The 15609-nt window shown below is 70.7% G+C and carries 10 protein-coding genes, 1 pseudogene and 1 riboswitch; all 11 genes and pseudogenes read right to left on the bottom strand.

Features of this window, described 5'->3' with window-relative positions; translation table 11 throughout:
• Positions 1-102: 102 nt before the first annotated feature.
• The 11 genes and pseudogenes from AC6JA9_RS05680 to AC6JA9_RS05630 all read right to left on the bottom strand — a co-directional run bounded on the left by AC6JA9_RS05680 (position 103) and on the right by AC6JA9_RS05630 (position 15273).
• Positions 103-1167, bottom strand: coding sequence for a Rieske 2Fe-2S domain-containing protein (locus tag AC6JA9_RS05680; protein ID WP_141328262.1), 1065 nt, complete (start codon positions 1165-1167; stop codon positions 103-105).
• Between the two features lie 104 nt (positions 1168-1271).
• Positions 1272-3764, bottom strand: coding sequence for a heavy metal translocating P-type ATPase (locus AC6JA9_RS05675; RefSeq protein ID WP_497959222.1), 2493 nt, complete (start codon positions 3762-3764; stop codon positions 1272-1274).
• A gap of 96 nt (positions 3765-3860) precedes the next feature.
• Positions 3861-4835 carry a GIY-YIG nuclease family protein gene (locus tag AC6JA9_RS05670; protein WP_497959221.1) on the bottom strand — a complete coding sequence of 325 codons (975 nt, stop codon included), beginning with the start codon at positions 4833-4835 and terminating at the stop codon, positions 3861-3863.
• Positions 4836-5038: 203 nt separating this feature from the next.
• Positions 5039-5587 carry an RNA polymerase sigma factor gene (locus AC6JA9_RS05665; RefSeq protein WP_497960630.1) on the bottom strand — a complete coding sequence of 183 codons (549 nt, stop codon included), beginning with the start codon at positions 5585-5587 and terminating at the stop codon, positions 5039-5041.
• Between the two features lie 23 nt (positions 5588-5610).
• A complete protein-coding gene (locus tag AC6JA9_RS05660; RefSeq protein WP_223746069.1) occupies positions 5611-6915 on the bottom strand; it encodes a cupredoxin domain-containing protein in 1305 nt (434 codons plus the stop codon).
• 36 nt (positions 6916-6951) lie between these two features.
• Positions 6952-10125: an efflux RND transporter permease subunit gene (locus AC6JA9_RS05655; protein WP_497959220.1), complete on the bottom strand. Its 3174-nt coding sequence runs from the start codon at positions 10123-10125 to the stop codon at positions 6952-6954.
• Positions 10125-11279, bottom strand: coding sequence for an efflux RND transporter periplasmic adaptor subunit (locus AC6JA9_RS05650; RefSeq protein WP_497959219.1), 1155 nt, complete (start codon positions 11277-11279; stop codon positions 10125-10127). Before AC6JA9_RS05650 ends, AC6JA9_RS05655 begins: the two co-directional genes overlap by 1 nt.
• Before the next feature lie 8 nt (positions 11280-11287).
• Positions 11288-11842: a hypothetical protein gene (locus tag AC6JA9_RS05645; protein WP_497959218.1), complete on the bottom strand. Its 555-nt coding sequence runs from the start codon at positions 11840-11842 to the stop codon at positions 11288-11290.
• On the bottom strand, positions 11839-13161 hold the full coding sequence (locus AC6JA9_RS05640; protein ID WP_497959217.1) for a TolC family protein: 1323 nt from the start codon (positions 13159-13161) through the stop codon (positions 11839-11841). The genes AC6JA9_RS05645 and AC6JA9_RS05640 overlap by 4 nt, the downstream gene beginning before the upstream one ends.
• A 223-nt stretch (positions 13162-13384) precedes the next feature.
• Positions 13385-13972, bottom strand: coding sequence for an imm11 family protein (locus AC6JA9_RS05635; protein WP_223746064.1), 588 nt, complete (start codon positions 13970-13972; stop codon positions 13385-13387).
• Between the two features lie 8 nt (positions 13973-13980).
• Positions 13981-15273: pseudogene (locus AC6JA9_RS05630) on the bottom strand (AHH domain-containing protein).
• A 209-nt stretch (positions 15274-15482) separates the two neighbouring features.
• A riboswitch (SAM-I-IV-variant riboswitch) is annotated at positions 15483-15603 on the top strand.
• The last annotated feature ends 6 nt before the right edge of the window (positions 15604-15609 follow it).

The raw sequence follows: 15609 nt of genomic DNA, 5'->3' as shown, positions 1-15609 counted from the left end.
CCTTCACCCGGTGAGCGGCACCGCGCCGGGCCGCTCGCGGTGTCCACGCTTCGCGCGGGCTTTCATCTTCAGGCGCGCCTCATCCACGGCGACGTGCCGCGCTCAGGTCTTCATCTTCAGCCGCGTCTCGTGCACGGCGTCGCCCACCGCACCGGGCTTGCCCTGCTCGGCGGCGCGCAGCAAGCGGAGGATGCCGGGGCCCAGGACATCAATCTCCGTGGACGCATACGTCTCCGTGCCGAAGCGCCGGATGGTCTCCGTCTGCGTCTTCAGGATGCGCACGTCCTGGTTGAAGATGTGGAGCGCCACCGGCATGGCCACGGGCAGCACGGCGCGCAGGAGCCAGCGCGGCAGCGGCAGCCGGAACGTCACCACCGCGTACACCATCGTGTCCCACTCCGACACGGGCGTCATCGCCGAGGTCACGATGATGTGGCTCCCCTCGCCGATGCGGTACTCCACCTGCGCGATCGACGGCATCAGGAAGCGGTCGAAGTGCTGCACCACGCCACCGCCCGGAGCCAGGAGCCTCCCCACGACGCCGCTGGGACGCGGCTCGCCGATGTACTCCGCCTCCACCCGGTCCGCGCTGCGCCGCACCACCACGTCAATCTCGTTGCGCTTCTCCTCCGTGCGGAACAAGCCCCCGTGCAGGTACGCCGTGTGCGGCACGTCGAGCGTGTTCTCCAGCGTCGCGTGCAGCGAGCCCGGCGCGCGCAGGATGCGGCGCACCGTGGTGTAGTCCCCCGCCTCCAGCAGCGGGAAGCGGAACGGCTCCGTCGTGGGCACCGCGCCGGGCGTCGAGTACACCCAGATGAACCCATCCTGCTCCCGCGTCGCATACGACGTCGCGCAGCGCGAGCGGGCCTCCGGCTCACCCATGAACCCCGGGATGGCGCGGCACTGCCCGCCCGTGTCGAACTTCCAGCCGTGGTAGCCGCACTGGAGCTGTCCGCCCTTCACGCGCCCCAGCGACAGCGGGACGTTGCGGTGCGGGCAGCGGTCCACCAGCGCGCCAGGCGTGCCGCCCTCACCCCGGAAGAGCACCAGCGGCGTGCCCTGGAGCGTGCGCGCCAGCGGCTTGTCCTTCAGCTCACGCGAGGAACAGAGGATGAACCACGCATTCGGCAGGTTGACGACGGAGACGTGACCGGCGGGCGGGCTCATACGACGCAGTCTAATGGCCCGCACGGCCGGTGCACGTCTTCCCTCGCGGGCCCGCGCCGCCCGTCGGGGGGCGAGCAGTCGCCCTCCCCCGGCGCCTCCCGGACCTACAGCTTCAGCCGCCGCAACCTCAACGCGTTGGCGATGACCGACACCGAGGACAGGCTCATCGCCGCGCTGGCGAAGATGGGGCTCAGGAGCAGGCCGAAGAAGGGGTACAGCACCCCCGCCGCCAGGGGAACGCCCAGGAGGTTGTAGATGAAGGCGAAGAAGAGGTTCTGCCGGATGTTGCGCAGCGCCCCCTGACTCAGCCGGCGCGCCCGGACGATACCCCTCAGGTCCCCCTTCACCAGGGTGACACCCGCGCTCTCCATCGCGATGTCCGTCCCCGTCCCCATCGCGATGCCCACATCCGCCTGCGCCAGCGCCGGCGCGTCGTTGACCCCATCCCCCGCCATCGCCACCACGCGGCCCTCCTGCTGCAGCCGCTTCACCACGTCCCCCTTCCCCTCCGGCAACACCCCCGCGATGACCTCGGAGATGCCCAGCCTGCGCGCCACCGCCTCCGCCGTCGTCTGACTGTCCCCCGTCAGCATCACCACGCGCAGCCCCTCCTGGCGCAGCAGCGACAAGGCCTCCGGCGTCGACTCCTTCACCGGGTCCTCGACGCCCAGGAGCCCCGCCGCGCGGCCCGACACCGCCACCAGCACCACCGTCTGCCCCTCCTGACGCAGCGACTCGGCCCGCGCCGTCAGCGCCGTGGCCTCCACGCCGCGCGCCGACATCAGCGCCGCGTTGCCCAGCGCCACCTCCACGCCGTCCACCCGCCCCACCACGCCCTTGCCCGTCTCCGAGCGGAAGTCCTCCACCGCCGTCAGCACCGCCCCGCGCTCCTTCGCGCCGGAGACAATCGCCTCCGCCAACGGGTGCTCGCTGCCCCGCTCCAGGCTCGCGGCCAGCCGCAGCAGCGTCGCCTCGTCGATGCCCTCGGAGGCCACCACCGACACCAGCCTCGGCTTGCCCTCGGTGAGCGTGCCCGTCTTGTCCACCACCAGCGTGTCCACCGCCTCCAGCCGCTCCAGCGCCGCCGCGTCGCGGATGAGGACGCCCGCCTGCGCGCCCCGCCCCGTCCCCACCATGATGGACATGGGCGTGGCCAGGCCCAGCGCGCACGGGCACGCGATGATGAGCACCGCCACCGCGTTCACCAGCGCGTGCGCCAGCCGGGGCTCCGGCCCCCACACACCCCACACCACCGCCGTCACCACCGCCACCGCGATGACCACCGGCACGAAGACCGCGGCCACCTTGTCCGCCAGCCGCTGGATGGGCGCGCGCGTGCGCTGCGCCTCGCTCACCCGCTGGACGATGCGCGACAGCAGCGTGTCCTTGCCCACGCGCTCGGCCTTCATCACCAGCGAGCCCGTCCCATTCACCGTGCCGCCCGTCACCTTCTCCCCGCGTGACTTCTCCACCGGCAAGGACTCGCCCGTCACCATCGACTCGTCCACGGCGCTGGCGCCCTCCAGCACCTCGCCGTCCACCGGCACCTTCTCACCGGGCCGCACCCGCAGGCGGTCACCGGGGTGCACGTGCGCGAGCGGCACATCCTCCTCGTGCCCGTCCTCGCGAATCCGCCGCGCCACCGGGGGCGCCAGGCTCAACAGCGAGCGCAGCGCCCCGGACGTCGCGTGCCGCGCCCGCAGCTCCAGCACCTGCCCCAGCGCCACCAGGGTGACGATGACGGCGGCGGCCTCGAAGTACAGCGGCGCGGTGCCTCCGTGTCCGGTGCGCAGCCCGTGGGGCAGCAGGTCCGGGAAGAGCGTGGCGAAGACGCTGAAGACATACGCCGCGCCCGTGCCCAGGGCGATGAGCGTGAACATGTTGAGGTGCCGGTTCTTCACCGACGCCCAGCCGCGCTGGAAGAAGGGCCAGCCGCCCCACAGCACCACGGGCGTCGCCAGCAGCAGCTGCGCCCAGGCCAGCACCGACGCGGGCACCGCGTGCTGCACGGGCTGCCCCGGAATCATGTCCGACATCGCCAGCACCAGAAGCGGCACCGTGAGCCCCATGCCCACCAGGAAGCGCCGCCACATGGACGTCAGCTCGGGGTCCGGCGTGTCCTCGGGCAGCACCGTGCGCGGCTCCAGCGCCATGCCGCAAATGGGGCAGCTCCCCGGCCCCTCGCGCACCACCTCCGGGTGCATGGGGCACACGTACTCGACGCGCGTCTCGGGGACCGAGAGCGTCTCCGGCTCCAGCGCCATGCCGCACTTCGGGCAGGCCCCGGGATGGTCCTGACGCACCTCCGGGTCCATGGGGCACACGTACATCGTCCCCGGCGTGGCGGGAGGCGGCGGCTCGGGCGACTCCGGGGGCGGCGCGAGGTAGCGCGCCGGGTCCGCGGCGAAGCGCTCACGGCACTTCGGGTTGCAGAAGTGGAAGGTGCGCCCCTCGTGCTCCAGGCTGCCGCCCTTGGGAGCGCTCGGGTCCACCTTCATCCCGCAGACCGGGTCGATGGCGTGCGCCCCCTCGCTCGGAGGAGGGGGAGCCGAAGGGTGCGGGTGGGAGTGGGAGCCCGGGTGGGAGTGGCGATGCATGGTGCGTCTCCTTTCCCCCGGGCCAACGAGACACCCGGCGGACTCTTACAGTCGATTTTCCGTAAGGGTGCGCACCCGCACCGGCGGCGTGCCCGCCTACTTGGGTGGCGCGTTGTAGCCCGCGTCGCCGTAGGGCTTCAGGCGGTCGAGCCACAGGTTCTCCAGCACGCGCAGCTCCTCGTTGAGGTCCACGCCGGGCTCCTTGGGCGGCTCGAGCACGTCGAGCACCTCGAAGGTGAACTTCTCCGCGCCGTGGCGCTTCCAGTCCTCGAGCAGCGCGGGGATGCGGGGCATGTTCATGGTCAGCTCGAAGCGGATGCGGTTGAGCATGCCCGGGACGTTGAGCGCCGAGCCCACCAGCACCTTGCCGTTGGCGTGGTTGCGCACGGCGAACACGCCCATCTCGGGAGGGTTCTCCTTGTACTCGCGCTTGAGGTCCGAGCGACGGGCCCGGCTTGCGTTGGCATCAGGGGACGACATGGGCGGCTTCCTCGTGGGGTGGGTGGGGATTTCGCGGCAGCGCTGGAGCAGGCGTTGTTCGAGCCGCGCGTGGGCCTGGGCATCGCGAGGCGCGAGCCAGTCCGGACCGGCCTTCGCCCAGTCCGGGTCCGCCGGGTCCAGCCCGAGCAGGCCCAAGAGCCCGGGCTCGCAGATGAAGAACTGCTCGCGGAAGGGGAAGAGGTAGCCCCCGAACTCGCGCAGCGACGCGGCGGCCGCCTCGTAGGAGGTGAACCAGCGGTTGAGGTACGTGCCGCCGGTGCGGGAGAGCAGCCGCTCGAAGTCGACCCGGGGCGCATCGCGCGCCTCCAGCGCCTGCTTCAAGTCGCTCCAGGTGGCGTGCCCCTGCTCCCTCGCGATGACGGCGAGCGCGTGCTTGCGCTGGATGGAGTCACGGCGCGCGAGCACCTCGCCCAGCGACAGGCTGGCGAAGCCGGGCAGCACGCGCAGCCGCTCCGCCGCGCGCGAGGCCTTCGCGGAGTCGTCCGCGGCGAGCGCCTTGAGCAGGAGCGACGCGCGGACCTTGCACTCTTGGAGGGAGAGGGGCTCGGAGGTGTCTGCAACGGTTCCCATGAGAAGTCCCTGAACGGCGGCCCCACCCGTGTCATGGGCCGTGGAAGGAACTCATCGGAAACTGTCGGACCTGCCGGATGAAGCGAGGGTGACGTCGTCTTTTCGGGCAGGCGCCCCTCGGCACCTGCGGAAGAGTTAACGGCGCGCCCGGGACTTCGGCAAGGGCTTTCTCGCCGGACCCGAGCGCCCCGCTCGCCGCCTGCTCAGGAGCGCGCCTTGCACGAGCAGTCCAGGCAGCCGTGGGACGCACAGGTGCCGCAGCTGCGCTCCAGTTGCTTCTTGAGGGCCTGCCGCGCGCGGTGCAGACGCACGCCCGCGTTGTTGGGGGTGATTCCCGCCTCCCACGCCACGTCCAGCACGGAGCGCTCCTCCAGGTCCACCTCGCGGACCATCTGGGCGTACTCGGGCTTGAGGGTGGGCAGCAGCTCGCCCACGCACGCGCAGACGGCCTGCCTGAGCTCGAGGTCCTCGGAGGGCTCCTCGGCTCCGAGCGCCTCGCGCGCCAGCGCACGGCCCTCCACCTGCTGACGGCGGTAGTGGTCCACCAGCGCGTTGCGCAGCAGCCGGTAGAACCACGTCACCGCGCCCTCCTCGTCGTCGAGGACACGCTGGCTCTCCAGCGACTTCACGAAGGCGGACTGGAGGATCTCCTCCGCCGTCGCGCGGTTGCCCACGCGCCGCTCCACGAAGGCGAGGAACTGGCGATGGTTCTCCACCAGCGCCCGCGTCACCGCGTCGCCCTCCTCGCGCATCGCCTCGGTGTTCTCGGAGGTGCTCACTTCACCACCAGCTGGCCCTTCATCATCTGCATGCCACAGGTGAACGCGAACGTGCCGACCTTGTCCGGAACGAAGGAGACCACCGTCTCCGTCAGACCGGGCAGCGGACGCCGGATGCCGAAGTCGGGGATGAGCAGCTCGTCGCCGCAGCCGCCCGAGTCCTTGCGCACGAAGCGCAGCCGCGCGGGCACGCCCTGCTTCAGCGTCACCTCGCTCGGCTGATAGCCGCCCTGCACCGTGATGGTCACCTCCTGCACCGCGTCGCCGCCCGTCGCCTCGGGCTTCGCGGCGGACTTCGGCGCGTCCGTGGGCGTCAGCAGGAAGCCGATGAAGTACTCCGCGTCCTCGGGCATCGGCAGGCGTACCGTCACCTCCCGCTCAGTGTCCGCAGGAGGCAGCATGCCGCTCAGGTACGCGCCACCCGCCTCGGGCACCAGCGGCGAGGACACGCCCGTCACCTCCACCACGCCCTTGCGTCCCGCGAGCGGCAGCGGCTGACGAAAGGCATCCGTCACCCAGACCCGCACCTCGCCGGAGCGCAGGGACAGCACCTCCAGATGCGTGTCGCCGCTCATCGCCACGACGCCACCGTGGAAGGGCGTGTGGTCGTGCTCCAGCGCCACCGCCTCGGCCACCACGCGCCCCTCGGCCTCTGTGCCCTTCACATGCACGCGCTGCCCCACGCGGGTGCTCAGCAGACTCTTCGCGTCCTGTCCCGGCGCCGCGAGCACCAGCGCGGTGGCGCCACTGTCCCGGACCAGCGAGTACACGCCGCCCTGCTTCGCGCAGTCCGCGGCGCTCAGGCCCTCGGGAGGGGTCGCGGGACAGGGCGCCACGCGCAGCGTCCCCACGAGCCCGTTGCCGTGTCCGTTCGCCTCCAGGTGCGCGGCGAAGCGAGCGACCTCCGGCTTCCCGTCCTTCACCACCGTCACCACCATGGCCAGGTGGTCATCGCCGTGCTCGGGCCCCTGTCCCGCCAGGTGGTCTCCCGCGGGCGTCAGCGTGACGTCCGGATAGCCGCCCTTGGCCACCTTCACCGAGCCCGTGGCCCCGTCCACCGGACGCGACGCGAGCGATGCATCGAGCAGGTACACGCGATAACCGCCGGCCCGCGTCGTCACCAACTCCAGATGCCCCCGAGGCGTCGCCTCCACCAGCCCACCGTGGGGCGCGGCGTGCGCATGCGGCGCCTCCTCGACGTGCGAGCGCGCGGCGACGGGCGCAGGCGCCGGTGACTCCTTCTTGCTGCATGCGGCCGCCATCCCCGCCGCCACCACCACCGCGATGAATCCGTGTCTCATCTCTCTCCTCAATCCCAATGCGGGCCCGCGAGGGCCTCAATACGAGCCCGCGAGTCGCTCTCCCTCGGGCCGGGGCCCCGGGAGCGTCAGGTCATCCTCGGTCCGCGCCGCCGCCTTGCGCGACAGGTAGCGCTCCAGCGCGGGACGTCCGAAGCGGTGGAACACGGCCGGCGTGACCAGCAGGTCCAGCAGCGTGGAGCTGATGAGCCCGCCCAGAATCACGGTGGCCACCGGGTGCAATATCTCCTTGCCGGGAGCGCCCGAGGCGAGCGCCAGCGGCACCAGCGCCAGCCCCGCCGTGAGCGCCGTCATCAGCACAGGCACCAGTCGCTCCAGCGAGCCACGCACCACCATCTCCCGGCCGAACACCGCGCCCTCGTGCTCCACCAGATGGAGGTAGTGCGAGATGAGCATGATGGTGTTCCGGCTGGCGATGCCGCACAGCGTGACGAAGCCCACGAGCGTCGCCACCGACAGCGGCTGCCCGGTGAGCACCACCGCCGTCACGCTGCCCACCAGCGCGAGCGGGATGTTGAGCATCACCTGCGCCACGAGGCGCGCCGAGCGGAAGTGCGCGTACAGCACCAGGAACATGCCCACGAGCGACACCAGCGACAGCAGCGCGATGAGCCGCGTCGCGGCCTCTTGGCTCTCGAACTGCCCCTCGTACGAGAGGAACGTCCCCGTCGGCAGCACCACGCTCGCGGCCACGCGCTCGCGGACCTCCTCCACCGCGCTGCCCAAATCCCTGCCCGCCACGTTGGCCATCACCACCACGCGCCGCTGGAGGTGGTCGTGGTGGATGACGTTGGGGCCGCGCGACTCCACCACCTCGGCCACCGCGGCCACGGGCACCCGCGCGCCCGACGGCGTGTCCACCAGCGCCCGACGGAAGGCCTCCGCGTCCACCCGCGCGCGCTCCTCGTAGCGCACCAGCACGTCGAAGGTCCGCTGGCCCTCCAGCACCTGCCCCACCACCACGCCGTTGAAGGCCTTCTCGAGCTGCTCCGCCATGGCGCCCGGCTGGACGCCCAGCCGCGCCGCCTCCTCGCGCTTCAGGCGCACCTGGAGCTGGGGAATCAGCGTCTGCTGCTCCACCTGGAGGTCCACCACGCCGGGCACCTGCGCCATGACGGAGCGCACCTCCTCCGCCTTGCCGCGCAGCGCCTCCAGGTCCTGCCCGAAGAGCTTCACCGCCACCTGCGCGCGGATGCCGGACAGCAGGTGGTCCAGTCGGTGCGAGATGGGCTGTCCCACGGACACGGACAGGCCGGGCAGCACGGACAGCCGCTCGCGCAGGTCCGCGAGCACCACGTCCCGAGGACGCCCGCCCTCCTTGAAGTCCACGTCCAGCTCCGAGTAGTGCACGCCCTCCGCGTGCTCGTCCTGCTCGGCGCGGCCGGTGCGGCGCCCCACGGTCTTCACCTCGGGGACGGAGGCGATGAGCCGCTCGGCCAGCAGCCCGAAGCGATTGGACTCCTCCAGCGACGTGCCCGGAGGTGCCAGCACGTTGACGGTGGCGGTGCCCTCGTTGAACGGCGGCAGGAAGGAGCGCCCGAGGAACGGCACCACCGCCACCGCGCCGAGCACCAGCACCGTCGCCCCCACCATCACCGCGCTCGAATGGGCCAGCGAGAAGTCGAGCACATGGCGCGCCCGCGCCTTCAACCACCGCACCACGGCGCCATCGCCGTGCTCCAGCAAGCGCCCCTTGGGGAGCAGGAACGCGCACAGCGCGGGCGTCACGGTGAGGGACACGAGCAGGGAGGCGAGGATGGACACCACGTAGGCCACGCCGAGCGGCGCGAACAGGCGGCCCTCGATTCCACCGAGCGCGAACAGGGGCAGGAACACCAGCACCACGATGAGCGTGGCGAAGACGATGGACCCACGCACCTCCGAGGAGGCGAGGTAGATGACGCGGAGCACGGGCTCCGGCTGCTCCTTCGCCCGATTCTCCCTCAGGCGCCGGTAGACGTTCTCCACGTCGACGATGGCGTCGTCCACCAGCTCGCCCACGGCCACCGCGAGGCCCCCGAGCGTAAGGGTGTTGATGGACAGGCCGAACGCCTTCATCACCAGCGCGGTGATGACGAAGGAGAGCGGAATCGCGGTGAGGGTGATGGCGGTGGTGCGCAGGTTGACGAGGAAGAGGAACAACACCACCACGACGAGCAGCGCGCCGTCCCGCAGCGCCTCCACCACGTTGCCGATGGCGGCCTGGATGAAGTCCGCCTGACGGAAGAGCGTCTCCACGCGCACGTCCCCGGGCAGCGTGGAGCGCAGCTCCTTGACCGCGACGTCCACCTGCTCCGTCAGCGCGAGGGTGCTCGCGCCGGGCTGCTTCTGCACCGCGAGGATGACCGCGGGGCGACCATTCATGCCGCCATCACCGCGCTTCACCGCCGGGCCCACGTCCACCTCGGCGACCTGGGAGAGGCGCACCGGGACACCGTCCCGCATCGCGACCACCGTGGCGCGAAGGTCCTCCACGGAGGCGCTGCGCGCGAGGTTGCGGACCAGGTACTCGCGCCCGCCCTTGTCCACGAAGCCGCCCGTGGTGTTGCCCTGGGACAGCCCCGCCGCGCGCTCCACGTCCTCGAAGGTGAGCCCGAAGGCCAGGAGCTTCCCGGGCGCCACGCGGACCTGGAACTGCTTCACGCCGCCGCCGAGCACCGTCACCTGGGCGATGCCGGGAATGGTGAGCAGGCGCTGGCGCAGCACCCAGTCCGCCAGCGAGCGCAGCTCCAGCGGCGACGTGCGCCCCTCCTCGCTCTGCACGCCGAGCAGGAGGATCTCCCCCATGATGGAGGACACGGGCGTCAGGTGGGGCGCCACGTCGCGCGGCAGGCGCTCACGCGCCACCTGGAGCCGCTCGGAGACGAGCTGCCGGTCCAGGTAGATGTCCGTGCCCCAGTCGAACTCCACGTGGACGATGGACAGGCCCACGCCCGAGGACGAGCGCACCCGCTGCACCCCGGGCGCGCCGTTCATCGACGTCTCGATGGGCGTGGTGACGAGGGTCTCCACCTCCTCGGGGGACAGGCCGCCCGCCTCGGTCATCACCGTGACGGTGGGACGGTTGAGGTCGGGGAACACGTCCACGGGGAGCCGCGTGACGGCCCAGCCGCCATAGAGCAGCACCGCCACCGCCGCGAGCACGACGAACAGGCGATGGCGCAGCGAGAAGAGGATGACGTGGTCCAGCACTACCGTCCCCCTCGCGCCAGCCGCAGCGCCGCCACGCCGGAGACCACCACCCGCTCTCCTGTCTTCAAGCCCTGGCGCACCGCCCTCCACGCGCCATCCGTGCCGCCGAGCACCACGGGGCGCAGCTCGAACGTCTCCGGCCCGGTGTGGATGAAGACGAAGGCGCGGCCCTCGTCCTCCACGACTGCATCCGTCGGCACGGCGAGCTCGTCCTTGCGTCCACCTTCTCCGAGCGCCACGTCCACGAACATGCCGGGGCGCAGTCGGCCCTCGCGATTGTCGACCTCGAAGAGCACGCGCACGCTGCGCGTCGCCTCGTCCACCATCTGGCCCACGTGATAGGGCTTCGCCGGGAAGTGCTGGCCGGGATAGGCCGCGGTGGAGATGAGCGCACCCGTGGTGCCCTCGGCCCGGGCGACCTCGGCCTCGTAGACGTGCGCCTCCACCCAGACGATGGAGGCGTCCAGCACGGTGAAGAGCGGACGCGACGGGTCCACCTGCTCACCCACGGAGGCTCGGGCCTCCACGAGCACGCCGTCGATGGGCGCGACCAGTGAGACCCGCGCGGTGCCCTGCCCCTGGCGTGCGCCCGCGAGGACCTCGCGCGCGGACTTCGCCCGGCTCCACTCCTGCTCGGCGGTGCTCACCGCGAGCCGTGCCTGTTGGACCTCCTTCTCCGCCACCACGCCCTGGAGGGACTCGAGGCGCGTGAGGTCCCGTCGAGCCTGCTCCAGCGCGGCCTGGGCGCGGGAGACCTCGGCCTCCGCCTGGAAGTGGCTCGTCGACAGGCCGGTGGACTCGGAGGTGGAGAGGCTCTGCTGCACCAGCGCCAGCACCTCGCCGCGCTTCACGCGCTGGCCGACGAGCGGCACGGCGCCGTTCGCCGCGAGCACCCGTCCCGCGACGGGCGCGGACACCTGGGCGATGCGGTCGGTGCGAGGCACCACCTTCCCGGGCGTCACCAGTCGGGACTCCACCGAGCGCACCGCCGCGCGTCGCGTGCGGACCTCCAGGAGGAACTGCGTCTCCTTCGGGACGGAGAAGGACGGGCCGGTGACGACGGGCTGGGCGGCGGCGTGGGACTCGCCCGTGTGCGCCAGGGCGACGGAGCCGCTCAGGGAGAGACAGAGGAACAGCGAGAACGTGGACCGCATCACCGACCTCATGTCCGCACCTTCTTGCGGCGGGACGTCCACCACGCCCCGACGACCGCCAGCAGCGATGCGCCGCCTACAGCGCCCCAACGCCAGCCTTCCGTGGCTCCGGTGGCGCCCGACGTGTCGTGGTCGTCCTCGAGATGCACCGTGCCGAGCGCCAGCACGTCGACGTCGTTGCCGCGCGTCACCGTGACCACGGCGGCCCACTCCGTCTCGGGTTCGAGCAGGGCCTCTGTCTCGTAGACGCCCGCCGACAGCATTCGCGCGGGCAGCTTCTGCACGGTGCTGCCCGTGAGCGTGAGCTCCACCTGCGCGCCGCTCACCGGGGCGTTCGTCTCCGTCTCGGCGACCCAGATGCGGACCTGGGTCTTCGGCGTCTCGGAGTGCTCGGGATGCTTGAGCACGACCTCGAACACGTCACCTGTCGCCGCGAGCACGTGCTGCGCATCACGGACCCCGGAGGACACGACCGGTCCACCGTGCGACTCGCCCTCGTGCGCCAGGGCGGGGAGCGCCAGGAGCGCGCACATCCACACCGCATGCTTCGACGACGTGCTCATTCCGGCACCTGTCCCGTCGGGAGCCGCCCCACCGAGCGCAGCAGGGCCACACGGGCCCGGACGAGCGCGGCCGCCGCGTCCACACCTTCCGCCGCCGCCGCGAACGCCCTGTCTCGCGCGAGGAACAAGGCATCGAGCCCCAGCTCTCCGGCCTCGTACGCGCGACGCACCAGCTCCAGGTTGCGGTCCACCGAGGGGCGCACCGACATCAGTGACTCATGCGCCGAGCGCGCCGCATCGAACGTCGCTCGCGCCACGGCTTGTTCCGCGGACACATCTCGCTCACTCGCCACCTGCTCCGATTCACGCACCTTGCGTCGGGCCCGCGCCTGCGCGAGCTCGGGCTGGTTCCGGTCCCACAGCGGCAGCGGCACCGAGAGCCGCGCGATGAGCAGGTGCTCGGTGTGCACATCCGAGAAGGCGCCGTGGGACTCCGGCCGTCGCTCACGCTCGTAGCCGAGGGACACCGTCGGACTCGGGATGCGCTCCCGGCGCAGCAGGTCCACCTCCGAGCCCGCCGCGGCCACCTCGGCGCGCGCCGCGACCAGGCTCGGGGGCTCACCCTCCAGCGACGAGGGCAGCGGCTGGGTCGCGGTGTCCACGAGCGAGACACGCAAGGCCGCGTCCATCGAGCGACCCAGGCGACGATTCAGCTCGGCCCGAGCCGCCACCACCTCCGCCACCGCCTGCGCCGCGCGAGCCTCCGCACGCGCGCGCTCCAAGGCAGCGGCGTTGCGGTCCAGCTCCGACACATCGCCCGCGGCGAAGCGACGCACCGTGGCCGCCTCCATCTGACGCGTCAGCTCGAGCGACTCACGCGCCAGCGTCGCGCGCGCCTCACGACGCTCCAGCTCCACGGCCGACTCCACGGCGCCCGCCGAAGCACTCAGCATCACCGCGTGACGTCGTGCACGGGCAGCGGCCAGGGCCGCGCTCGCGCGCTCCACGCGCAGCCCCGACTGTCCGGCGACCTCCAGGGACTGACTCAACACGAGCTCCGTGCGCTGCTCACCCGAGTTCCCCGTGAGCGCATCCGTGACCAGGGCCAGCTCGATGGAGGGGTTCGCGCGGGGCCAGCGGCCGTCGGTCGCGCGGACGCCCTTGGCGCCTTGCTCCTCCGCTTGTGCCGCCGCGACCTCCGGACTGCGCGCCAGCGCCTCCGACACCACGCGCTCCAGCGACCACGCCTCCGAGGGCGAGGCGGCCAGCACGAGTGACAAGGCGGCGGACACGAGCGGCATGCCCGTCACCATCGCAAGCCCCGTACCCACGCCCAACCCCAGCGATTCCAACAGGTTGCGAGCCAGCGTCACGGCCACAGGTGTGACCGAATCCATCACACTGTGATGGCCCCGAGCGGAGCACGGCCTTGTGGCCTCACGGCGCACATCACCGCCTGCCGGGCTCATGGGCCGCGATGGAAGTCACCCGGATGAGCAGCCAGCCGGCGAGCCACGGCCCGTACTGCATTCAAGAGAACGCTGGCCGCCTCCGGCCGACGCCCTCATCCCTCCAAGGAAGCAATGTGACGCCAATCATTCATCATCGAGGCTCGTGCGGCCCGGTCACACGCTCGAACGACACTCCAAGGTTCCCCACTCCTTCGAGCGCAGTCTTGATGTCCTCCGAAACAACGAACGCGACCTTGAACCGCTTCAGCCGGAAGACCTGGGCGCCTTCAGTCTTCGCGGGGTCGATTCGCAGGCCATAGATCCAGCTGTACTCCCCTTCATAGCCAGGGGCTGGCGCATCCCCGTCATCATGGTGCACCTCCCGGCATCGTGCCTCGTCGATGGCATCGACCACCTTGGTTGCATTCACGACGAAGAATCGCTCCGGCGCTCCCTCCACCGTCACCGGAAACAGTTGGACGTCACCGGGAGCCAGCGTTCTGAAGACGTTCGCGAGTGCCTCACTGACGATTGGGGTGCGCTCAACTCCTCCAAACACGAAAGCGCGCTTCGTCCCCGGGTGTGAAACCTGGGACTCGATGGGGCCAGGGTCCGCAAGCACGCGCCCATCCGTGAACAGCCAAGGCTCTTCGAACGCCTCGCCGGATGCCCGCGTGGGCGTCTCCACGAGCCATCGAGGCACGTCCGCCAACCCCACCCAATAAAAGTTCCGCTCCACCCGGCCTCCTATCTCACGATGAAGCTGCGCAACTCCGAGCCGGGAGTCAGCAACTCGTCCGCAATCTTCGCGAGTTCCTTCTGCAGACTGGCCCTGCAGCTCTCCGTCGTTCTACACCGCGCGACGGAGCGCTCGAGGCGGGTCAGCACTTGATTGTGATAGAACTCAGGGTGAGGCCCTTCGTGCCCATCCAGCCGCACCTTGTTTGCCGCATCCTCGAGCGACATCCCCGCCCTCTTGAAGATCCTCTCGCACTCTGGCGTCCAAGGGCCGCCCGTCACGCTGGAGTTGGGATTCTTGTTCGTGCAGATGTGGTGAACCGGCCCGGACTCATCGCCAGGGAACCGTCCTTCCCCGTACATCGCAAGGGCAGCGGCAGCCCCCGGTGCAAGCGCGACATTCAGCACTCCGGAGGCGGGCATCGCAATGGAAGTCACGCCACCACTCATGGCGGCCCCGAGCTGGAAGCCTGACTCGGCCTGGGCCCTGAGCGCGGCGCGGGAGAAGCCTGGGAGCTTCGGCCCTTGAGCCGCCATCGCGCCCTTTCCACCCAGCGCCGCCATGACGACGAGCACCAGGACGCGCGTGCCGTTCGCCCCCAGCACGCTCCCGAACCGATGTCCGATGTCCTGTAGCTAGATGACGCTCATCGCCTTGCCAGCATCATCCCACAAGCGGACGAATCCGCGCCCAATCTCCCAAACCGGTACGACCCCGAGGTAGGCCACCATCGCCGCCGTCAACGCCACCGCGATGACCTTGGTGACAGGTTCGGGTAGCGCCATCGTGAGAAGCATCGTCAACGCCGCTGACGTCACCATGGCCTTGAGTACGACCGGGTTCAGCATCTTGCCGACCTCGGATTCGACGCTGTCCCATACGGTGTCTAGCGCGAAGGACAAGGCCATCAGCGTCCGGTCCTTTCGGGAGAACGTCAGCCCCGTTCCGCCCACCAGGGTCAAGCAGTCGTCCACATCCGGATAGATGCGCGAGTACAGCGTCTCCAGCGAGCTCCCCAAGCCCGAATCGACGAGGCCATGGGACGATGCCAGAAGTGATTGGGACCGAGACCACCCGCGCTCGTCCACCTCTTCAGTCTCCCGGAACGCAACGGCCATCCGCGTGTCCAGGATGAGGCGCACGACCGCAGACCTGAACTCGTCGTCACTCACCTCGACCGGTTCGACATCCACCGACTCATGGACGACCCGCTGTCCACGCCCGACGTCGATATGGACAACACGAGTGCTCGTACAGCCCATCGACAGAAGCAGTAAAGCCGCTACCGCAATCGATCTCATGGAACTCCCCGAAGCTGCCTCCCGGCGGAAGGAGGCGGGGTATCGTGACTCCGGGGGCTGACAATCCTAAGGGGTCATGAGGGCCACACCCGGCGGCACCTTCCAGGAAGTCCCGCAAGCACAGCCAGCGGCGACGTTGCCGGTTCTCGCACGGGCAACCATGCGGGCTTGCGTGGGATTGACAAGCCCCCGCATCCCGTTTATCTCGCATGCAGCATCAAGAGCGGTCCCGCTTCGGCGGTGGCCCGACAACCTGGAGACGGACCTCCAAGGTGTCCAAACGATGCGGTCCGGAGAGCAGGTGCTCCCCGGGCAAACCAAGTGTCCGAGGCGAGG

The sequence above is a fragment of the Myxococcus sp. MH1 genome, assembly GCF_059738865.1.
The sequence above is the reverse complement of the archived record's forward strand: the minus strand, read 5'-3'. Positions and strand labels throughout refer to the sequence as shown.

What these genes read in the sequence shown, in the direction of transcription:
- AC6JA9_RS05680 (WP_141328262.1), bottom strand. Translation starts at nt 1,167, where the DNA reads ATGAGCCCGCCCGCCGGTCACGTCTCCGTCGTCAACCTGCCGAATGCG.
- AC6JA9_RS05675 (WP_497959222.1), bottom strand. Translation starts at nt 3,764, where the DNA reads ATGCATCGCCACTCCCACCCGGGCTCCCACTCCCACCCGCACCCTTCG.
- AC6JA9_RS05670 (WP_497959221.1), bottom strand. Translation starts at nt 4,835, where the DNA reads ATGGGAACCGTTGCAGACACCTCCGAGCCCCTCTCCCTCCAAGAGTGC.
- AC6JA9_RS05665 (WP_497960630.1), bottom strand. Translation starts at nt 5,587, where the DNA reads ATGCGCGAGGAGGGCGACGCGGTGACGCGGGCGCTGGTGGAGAACCAT.
- AC6JA9_RS05660 (WP_223746069.1), bottom strand. Translation starts at nt 6,915, where the DNA reads ATGAGACACGGATTCATCGCGGTGGTGGTGGCGGCGGGGATGGCGGCC.
- AC6JA9_RS05650 (WP_497959219.1), bottom strand. Translation starts at nt 11,279, where the DNA reads ATGCGGTCCACGTTCTCGCTGTTCCTCTGTCTCTCCCTGAGCGGCTCC.
- AC6JA9_RS05645 (WP_497959218.1), bottom strand. Translation starts at nt 11,842, where the DNA reads ATGAGCACGTCGTCGAAGCATGCGGTGTGGATGTGCGCGCTCCTGGCG.